12 protein-coding genes are annotated in these 8,592 nt (G+C 42.2%); 10 read left to right on the top strand and 2 right to left on the bottom strand.

The genetic code is table 11. From position 1 onward, the window contains the following. Window positions 1–721, top strand: a 721-nt coding sequence (locus tag C1T29_RS11920) for a VLRF1 family aeRF1-type release factor (RefSeq protein WP_231516493.1), incomplete at its 5' end; no start/stop codon positions are given. Between the two features lie 137 nt (window positions 722–858). Further along, on the top strand, window positions 859–1,395 hold the full coding sequence (locus C1T29_RS11915; protein ID WP_003231280.1) for a DUF420 domain-containing protein: 537 nt from the start codon (window positions 859–861) through the stop codon (window positions 1,393–1,395). 89 nt (window positions 1,396–1,484) lie between these two features. On the opposite strand, the gene C1T29_RS11910 is transcribed toward C1T29_RS11915, so the two are convergent. Then, complete coding sequence (locus C1T29_RS11910; protein WP_040082907.1) at window positions 1,485–2,162, bottom strand: lysozyme family protein; 678 nt, start codon at window positions 2,160–2,162, stop codon at window positions 1,485–1,487. Window positions 2,163–2,354: 192 nt separating this feature from the next. On the opposite strand from C1T29_RS11910, the gene czrA reads away from it, so the two are divergent. Continuing rightward, entirely contained in the window at window positions 2,355–2,678 is a 324-nt protein-coding gene (gene czrA / locus C1T29_RS11905; RefSeq protein ID WP_003231284.1) for a Zn(II)-responsive metalloregulatory transcriptional repressor CzrA, read from the top strand. A 26-nt stretch (window positions 2,679–2,704) separates the two neighbouring features. On the opposite strand, the gene csk22 is transcribed toward czrA, so the two are convergent. Beyond that, window positions 2,705–3,250, bottom strand: a complete 546-nt coding sequence (gene csk22, locus C1T29_RS11900; protein WP_014664250.1) for a mother cell-specific sporulation protein Csk22 — start codon at window positions 3,248–3,250, stop codon at window positions 2,705–2,707. A gap of 206 nt (window positions 3,251–3,456) precedes the next feature. Between csk22 and C1T29_RS11895 the strand changes: the two genes are divergently transcribed. The 7 genes from C1T29_RS11895 (at window position 3,457) to csaA (ending at window position 8,248) form a co-directional block, all read left to right on the top strand. Beyond that, entirely contained in the window at window positions 3,457–4,395 is a 939-nt protein-coding gene (locus tag C1T29_RS11895; protein WP_103749666.1) for a helix-turn-helix transcriptional regulator, read from the top strand. Between the two features lie 53 nt (window positions 4,396–4,448). Further along, window positions 4,449–4,931: a GyrI-like domain-containing protein gene (locus C1T29_RS11890; RefSeq protein WP_040082911.1), complete on the top strand. Its 483-nt coding sequence runs from the start codon at window positions 4,449–4,451 to the stop codon at window positions 4,929–4,931. 77 nt (window positions 4,932–5,008) lie between these two features. After that, window positions 5,009–5,710: an MBL fold metallo-hydrolase gene (locus tag C1T29_RS11885; RefSeq protein WP_208945448.1), complete on the top strand. Its 702-nt coding sequence runs from the start codon at window positions 5,009–5,011 to the stop codon at window positions 5,708–5,710. 5 nt (window positions 5,711–5,715) lie between these two features. Continuing rightward, entirely contained in the window at window positions 5,716–6,291 is a 576-nt protein-coding gene (locus tag C1T29_RS11880) for a TetR/AcrR family transcriptional regulator (RefSeq protein WP_103749668.1), read from the top strand. 76 nt (window positions 6,292–6,367) lie between these two features. Further along, a complete protein-coding gene (locus tag C1T29_RS11875; RefSeq protein ID WP_103749669.1) occupies window positions 6,368–7,111 on the top strand; it encodes a GNAT family N-acetyltransferase in 744 nt (247 codons plus the stop codon). Window positions 7,112–7,125: 14 nt separating this feature from the next. Further along, the gene (locus C1T29_RS11870; protein ID WP_103749697.1) at window positions 7,126–7,851 is read left to right on the top strand and encodes an AraC family transcriptional regulator; all 726 of its coding nucleotides are present in this window, start codon (window positions 7,126–7,128) and stop codon (window positions 7,849–7,851) included. Between the two features lie 64 nt (window positions 7,852–7,915). Further along, on the top strand, window positions 7,916–8,248 hold the full coding sequence (gene csaA, locus C1T29_RS11865) for a chaperone CsaA (RefSeq protein ID WP_014664243.1): 333 nt from the start codon (window positions 7,916–7,918) through the stop codon (window positions 8,246–8,248). Window positions 8,249–8,592: the final 344 nt, after the last annotated feature.

Below are 8,592 nucleotides of genomic sequence, written 5' to 3'. Positions count from 1 at the left end.
TCTCTCCCTGTATCTCAATACAGATACGAGAGATCCAGATCAGCAGAGGGGGGAATGGAAGATTGCCCTAAAGTCAGGATTCAGCCGATTAAAAGAGTATTTGGCTGCTAGTAATCCAGAGGAGGAGAAGTGTCTGGATGGAATCAGAGCTAAAATGAATCAATACTTGAATGCAATGGGAAAAGACATGCCCCGCAGTCTCGTGTTTTTTGTTTCCGACAGTGGCATATGGGAAGCGATTAAGCTTCAAGTCCCTGTAGATACTGGATTTTACTGGGAAGAAACAGCTGTCCTGGATCAGCTAAGGGATTTGCGCCAAACATACCCAAGTACGGCGTTTATTTTAACTCAGCAGCATGAAGTGAAAATTATTGAAACCGTTTTAGGGGAAATTGAGACGGTGGAGCGTTATGAGTATGATATGATCAATGAGTCTTGGAAGAATTGCCGTTCCGCTGTAAACAAAACGGAAGCATTTGAAGAGAACCGGATGAGGGAACATGTAACAGAGAACCAATCGAGACTATATAAGCGGCTGGCTGCCAGCCTAGATCAAAAAGCTGCTGCGAAAAGATGGGAACGAATGGTCGTCGCCGGGGATAAAGAAACGGCTGATATCTTGGATCAGCATATGAATAAACCCATTCATTCGAAAATTCAAAAGAACCTGCTGAATGAAAATGAACATAAGGTCATTGAACATCTGATAAAAGAAGCGTAAACCTAACAGGGCCGGGGCTAATAGCCGCCGGCCTTTGAAGTGTGTCTAATTTCTGACGAAGCAGTCGAAAACGTTGACATCTTCTTTGAATTTGCATACGATTTGGATAGCCAGTACAAATTAGGAGAGGTCACCAAATGAATCAAACAGAAAATAAACCGAAAAATTACACGGGGATTGTCCTCACGCTAACAGTTCTGATTAACGGTTTAATCGCAGTGCTGTTTTTTATGCCTAAATTAGATCAGTTCAGCCATGCGAATATTCACATTTTGCCCATGCTGAATGCGATATTCAACAGCTTTACGTTTATCTTCTTATTGGCCGCGCTGATTATGATTAAACAGAAAAATATTAAAGCTCACAAACGCTTTATCTTAGCCGCATTCACAACAACATTACTATTTTTGATTTGCTATGTGACTTACCACTCGATTGCGGAAAATACGCTTTATGGCGGAGAAGGTATTATGCGTCCGATTTACTTCTTTATTTTAATTACACATATCTGCCTTTCTGCAATCATTGTGCCGCTTGCGCTGTTTACGCTGATCAGAGGCTTCAGCATGCAGGTAGAGCGCCATAAAAAAATCGCCAGATGGACAATGCCTTTATGGCTGTATGTAAGCCTTACAGGCGTTATTGTATATTTGATGATTTCACCATATTATTAAAAGCCATACTGAGTATGGCTTTTTTTACATGTAAACATGACAAAAGCCCAAATTCAAGTTTGGGCTTTTGTCAGCAAATTGATAGACTCTTATTCATGAGCCTTGGATTCCATGGTTTCAAGTGTTGCAACCTGCATAGATTCTTCAACAGTTTTTGTTTTTTCTTTTACTTTTTCTGCATACGTATAATCACCGTAGCAATACGGATAGCGGAAATTCTTCATGTTTCCCCCGCAAGTATACAGATCAGGATTTTTTTTGACTTGCTGCTCGGAGTATTGTTTTGCCAATTCCTCAGTATGCGTTCCTCCATGTTCAGCTACAAAATCAATGTAACCTGCCCCCATGTTGTAGCTTTGAATAATGGTATCCAAATCCACACCTTTTTCCTTACCGGTCTTATACATGAGGGTAAATTGCTTGATGCCTTGTTTAACACTGAGTTGAGGGTCTGTTATCTCATTGCGTTTTAACCCCAGAGATTCAGAGGACTGCATGGGATCATTGCCTTTTCCTTTTGACTCCTGATACATCATGCCTAATATGAGTGATGTATAATGAGAGAGTCCTTGGCTTTCAAGCTCTTCTTCCACCAAGGGTTTGTAATCGGTTAAACGTTCCAAAACAATCGTTTTTGTATCGATCGGAAGTTTTTTGATTAAATCCCGGTTAAAAAAAAGCAATACCAATAAAAAAGAGGCGATGACAAAGACAAAAATCATCATAAAACCCGCAGCAGCGAAACAGCCTTTTCTCTTTTTCTTCACTGTGTTTCACCCTCAATGTTTGGAGCAGTATGACCTTTTTATTATGACATAGAACGATAAATCAGACCAAGTAAAAACCTGATTTGAAACATAAATTTAAACTATGAGATTGAATTGGAATACAAGCAGGCTGTTTTGCACTCAAGCGTATTTGTTATAAGATAAAATTATGAATAAAGAAAGGTGATACATATGACTGAATTTAGAGAAACGGAACAATCGGCTGCTGATCTGGACGAGGAGACTTTGTTTCTAGTAGCGCAAACATTCAAAGCGCTTTCTGATCCTACCCGAATCAGAATTCTTCATTTATTGTCACAGGGTGAACATGCAGTAAACGGAATTGCAGAAAAGCTGAATTTACTGCAGTCCACAGTGTCCCACCAGCTTAGATTTTTAAAAAATCTCCGGCTTGTCAAATCGCGCAGAGAAGGAACATCGATTTATTACTCTCCGGAGGATGAACATGTTTTAGATGTTCTTCAGCAAATGATCCATCATACACAGCATGATTGAAAAAGACATCCTTGCTTAACTCGCTGTTAGCGGGCAAGGATGTCTTTTTCTTTATTGTGTCTGTGCTGTTCGAGTTCGTTTCGGCTAAGCTTGATGACAAAAGAGGAAAAACCGATATAATAAACGGCTATCAGAAAAAAGACGCCAATTGTCAGAGGGTCCGTTCCGATTGACTGACTGTATGATCCAAGGCTGTTTAGATCAGGTGAGGTAAGATAAAGCTCCGTCACTCGATACAGAAATCTTGATAGAAATAAAGTTAAGAGAATCATCTCTACCCAAATATGAGTCCGAAAATAGATCTTTCCTCTGCGTTTTTTAAAGGAGATGTTTTTCTTAGCGAAAAAGACAAGGAGCCATCCGCCAAGAATACCCATAATGAGATATCCATATAAAAAAGGGTGGATGAGGCTGAAGATTGAAAGCACAAAAGCAAACAGCGAGAAAAGAATGATGCGGGTGAACAGCCAGCGGGGCTTCAGCGGCTGGTATCCGATGGACCTTTTAATTTTTTTATACAGAAAAAAGATGATGATCATGGCAGGATAAACGCTTTGAAGTGTAAAATGCATGATGTGAAATCCCCTCCGTTGAGAAGTGTATGCTTATCCTGTTGGAAATAGTAGCTGAAATCAAATACTGAACACAAAAAAGAAGGGGGAACCCCTGTTTTCATAACATATGCGAGGTTTATGTGGCCGCATAATAGATATGCCCAAGCTTTATCAAAATGTTATGATTGTTTTGATGGAAAATACAAGAAGAAAAGGTGCACAGAATGAAACTGGAACGTTTGTTAGCGATGGTTGTATTATTAATCAGCAAAAAACAAGTGCAGGCTGCTGAACTTGCTGAGCTGTTTGAAGTATCAGTCAGAACCATTTACCGTGATATTGAGACGATCAATAGGGCTGGTATTCCAATTGTGACCTCACAGGGCTCCGGGGGCGGAATTGGCATTATGGAGACGTATCGGCTTGAGAGAGAGTGGCTGAAGGAGGAGGAGCTGTTTGCGATCGCTTCTGCTTTGCAGAGTGTTTCATCTATGCACGAACCTGTTTCTCACAGCACAGCTTATCGAAAAATCAAGCACCTCATACCTGAGCAGTCAGCCGAAGCATTTAAGCACCAAACTGAAAAATGGTTTATTGACATGACGGCTTGGGGCCAGACTGAGGATCAAAAGGCGCTTCGTGAGAAAATCAGCGCCGCCATCGATCGATTGACAACGATATCTTTTACATATACAAGTGCAAGCGGGGAAACACTGCTTCGGGAGACTGAACCTTATACATTGGTTTGCAAGGCGGGGCACTGGTATTTATATGCCTACTGCCTGGTAAGAAATGATTTTCGTTTTTTTAAACTAAACCGGATGAAAGATCTGGCCATCTTACATCAGACCTTTAACAGAAAAGACATTCAGCTGGACACTTTGCCATGGGATAAGAGATGGTACCAAAAGGACCGTTTAACTGAATTGGTTATTCTTGTTCAGCCGGCAGCACGTCAGCGCATAGGTGAATGGTTCGGATATGATGTCCCTCACTGTGATGAAAATGAAATCTGCCGGGCAGTGATTTCGCTTCCTGAAGATCAATGGCTGATCGGTTTTTTGCTCCAGTTCGGAAAGGATATTGAGGTTCTGCAGCCTCTTCATATACGGGATAAAGTAAAAGAAACCATTCATCACATGCAAAAAATATATGAAACCTGACACACTGCTGTCAGGTTTCTTTGTCTATAATCTTAAAAAAAGGAGGAGATCGTATGGGCTTTTCACATATGACACATTTAGACCGGAAACGATTTGCCGGACTCTCACAACGGACAAGCAACGCACTGGAAATGACGGAAGAAAGGAGGATTCCGGCACTGTGGGACCAATTCTGGAAGCAGGATATGAGCGTTCTTTTATCACAGGGAGAAAAAGACCAGAGCATTATTGCCTTATATTCGAATTATGAACAGGAGACAAATGGGCTTTACACATTTTCAATCGGAACGTTTCAGGAATACGACGACATCCTTCCGGAACCATATGAAAACATTGATTTGCCGGCTTCCGCTTATGCTGTTTTCACTTCCAGAATCGGTCCTATTGAAGAGATTGTGCTTGAAACGTGGAAGGACATTTGGACGTGGGATAAGCGACATCTGCGCACGTTTACAGGTGACTTTGAGGTGTATGATCGAAGTGCTGCAGTGCCACAGCGGGCACAAGTTAACATTTATGTAGCGATAAAAAAATAATAAACTCTTGAAAAACTAATGGTATTAGTTAATAATAAAACTAACGCCATTAGTTTTTTGTTAGGGGGAATAAAAAGATGAGAATGACTCAGTATCAAACCGTTTGGCAGCTGACTTTTTTTTCAGCATTGTTTCCAGTCAATTGCTATTTAGTAGAGGAAGAAAACGAAGTCACCCTTATTGACTCCGCGCTTCCAGGCAGCTATAAAGGAATCATTCAAGCTGTGAATCAAATTGGAAAACCGCTTCAGCATATTTTACTGACTCATGCACATGGGGACCATGTTGGATCACTGGATACATTGGCACAAACATTTCCGCATGCGAAGGTCATGATCTCGGAACGGGATTCATTCTTGCTTCAAGGTGACACATCCTTGCGGCAAGATGAGCCGCAGACGCCTATAAAAGGAGGTATTCCGAAACACATACAAACAAAGCCTCACCAACTGCTGACGGGCGGTGAAACAATTGGTTCCCTGCTTGCCATCCCTCCACCCGGCCATACACCAGGCAGCATGTCATTTCTTGATACAAGAAACGGCACTTTAATAGCAGGGGATGCGTTTCAGTTGCGCGGAGGAATCGCTGTTTCAGGCCAGATAAAATGGACGTTTCCTTTTCCCGCTTTCGCTACATGGAATAAGGAGGAGGCCATCAAAAGTGCACAATTGCTCGCCGATAAGGCGCCTTCCTGTCTCGCTGTCGGACATGGAAATTTCCTGCGATCACCTACAGAGCGGATGAGACAGGCGATCCAAAAAGCCAAGAAAGGATGATGAGCATGTCACCGAGAATAGGATTAACCCCAAAAATGATTATAGACGCTGCAGCTGAGATCGCTGATCAGGAAGGGGTAAATGGTGTCTCACTTGCAGCGCTTTCTAAAAAAATGAATGTACGCCCTCCGTCATTGTATAACCATATCAACGGGCTGCAAGCAATCAGAACAGAACTTGCTGTCAGAGGACTGACAAAGCTTTTTGATCAAATGGCGGACTCCGTAACGGAACGAAAGGGAGATTCGGCTATGCTTTCTTTAGCTCATGCATATGTTGATTTTGCAATTAAAAATCCCGGATATTATGAAGCGGCTCTGCTTAAGGTTCAGGACAAAAGAGCGGAAATCGCTTCAAACCAAATTGTCCGTCTTGTGACAGAGCTGCTCATTGAAAACGGCTATGCAAGTGAAAAGACTGCCATTCATGCGACAAGGGGGCTTAGAAGCCTGCTGCATGGCTTTACTGCTTTAATTGCAAAAGAAGCATTTGAACGCGAGGAGAACATTTCAGAAAGCCTGTCATTTTCAATTAGGACGTTTTTGTCAGGTTTATTAATAAGCAATAAAACTATTATGTAAACCTATAAAAGGTATCTTATATTTCTGAATATTGTATAATGTCAAGGGAGTATACAAAGGGGAGAGGCATTATGCAATGGATGACATTCACAAGATTGAACGGTTAGCGGCAGCTGCATGGCCGCCTTATATTCAAAAAAGCATAGGGCAATGGCTTCTCAGAGCGAATTTTGGAGTAACCAAAAGGGCAAATAGCGTATGGACTTCTGGGGATATGCCTGAAGGGGATTTTCAGCTAGAGGCCGAACTTTTTTATCAAAGTTTAGGCTTGCCTGTTTGTTTTCATATTAGCGACGCATCACCGAAAGGGCTTGATGAAGCATTGGCAGAAAGCAGATATGAAAAGGTTGACGAGTGCTTCCAAATGACGGCGTTGTGCCGGTCGATTATGAGCCGAACAAATGACAACAGCCGATTTACATACAAGTGGGAACAAGAGCCATCATCTGTTTGGATAGATGAATTTATTCAATTAGAAGGGTTTTCGCCCGAGCGTCACCAAGGTTACAAACACATTTTCGAACGCATGCCGCCGTGTAAAACTTTTTTTAAGATGTATGACAAAGGAAGCCTGACAGCGCTTGGCACGGTTTCTGTTATTGATGGTTATGGCGGACTTAGTAATATCGTTGTAGCCGAGGTGCACAGAGGAAAAGGGGCGGGAACCCAAGTGATCAGGGTGTTGACTGAATGGGCAAAAAACAACGGAGCGGAACGCATGTTTTTACAAGTGATGAAAGAAAATCTGGCGGCAGTTTCGTTATATGAAAAAATCGGATTCTCGCCTATATCGGAACACCATTACCGGATGAAAAGATGACCAAAGAAAGGGGGTTGCTGATGGAATCGCTTCAAGAGATTATTTGCGAAAAACGGACATACACACGCCTATATCATTCACATAAGCACGCGTACAGCCAATTTCTATTTCCGCTTCAAGGAAGTATAGATCTTGAGACTGAGGGGCGCCAGGTGAAATTAAATCCGGATCATTTTTTATATATTCCGCCGGAGTGTGAGCATCGCTTCCGTTCTATCGGAAGAAATGAATGTCTTGTACTGGATGTTCCGCTTCATGCAATGGAAATTGATGAGTATCATGCAGGATCGGGAATTGAAGCTGCACTCGATCCTTTCTGGTCTTCGATCAGGTACTTGCTGACAGAGGAAGCAAAGGCCGGAACAGCCAACTCGCTTCATATGCTAGTACAATACATAAAAGAAAAGCTTCAATCCCATAGCTATGCCTCAATTGCATACATTCACAGCCATTTATTTGAGCAGCTGACGATTAAGAAGCTGGCAGAAATCGAGCATTATCACCCAGCTTACTATTCAAGCTGGTTCAAAAAACAGACAGGGAAGTCCCCGCAGAACTATATTGCCGACCTTCGCCTTGAGGAAGCAAAACGAATGCTGATGGAGAGAAATGAAACTCTTACCGTTGTGAGCGAGGCGCTGGGCTTTCAAAACCTTTCTTCTTTTACCAGATGGTTCACAAAAAGCACAGGAATGCCGCCCCGCCTGTATCGAAACACCTTATATTCAGATAAAAAATAATGGCTCTTTGGTTAAGCGAATCTTGAATATCTCCTTTACAATAGGAGAAAAAGGAGTTATTGATATGGCAGTCATTGAAGACTTTGAGAAATTGGATATCAGAACGGGAACAATTGTAAAAGCGGAAGAATTTCCTGAAGCAAGAGTACCGGCAATCAAGCTTGTAATAGATTTTGGGACGGAAATCGGCATAAAACAATCGAGCGCGCAGATCACGAAGCGTTACCAGCCGGAAGTTCTCGTCAACAAGCAAGTCATAGCAGTCGTGAACTTTCCGCCCCGCCGGATCGCCGGATTCAAATCGGAAGTCTTGGTCCTTGGCGGCATTCCTGGCCAGGGCGACGTCGTTCTGCTGCAGCCGGATCAGCCTGTTTCAAACGGCACAAAAATCGGATAACACAAAAAAGACGTTTGCCTAAGGCAAACGTCTTTGCGTATTGAGGCGATGCACCACACGCCACATTCGTGTGTACCGTAAAGGCATGTACATCGGCTTACACAATTCAGCTCATCGCTATATGAATATAGCATGGCGGGCGTAGGAATGCAAGGTAAATTTGTAATTGTGAGTGAATTTGTTGTCAGAAATCGTCTTATTTTGTCAAACATAAGCGAAACACACAATTCCAATCATGATATTGTTAATTTGTATTTACAATAGATAGCTTATGTTTTATCGTCCAAACTTAGAAAAGTGACTTAACTGTGACCTGAGTGTGACCTCCAACACCGTTTTAATAA

This window comes from Bacillus sp. MBGLi79 (assembly GCF_002953915.1).
This window is presented reverse-complemented; position numbering and strand designations above follow the sequence as displayed.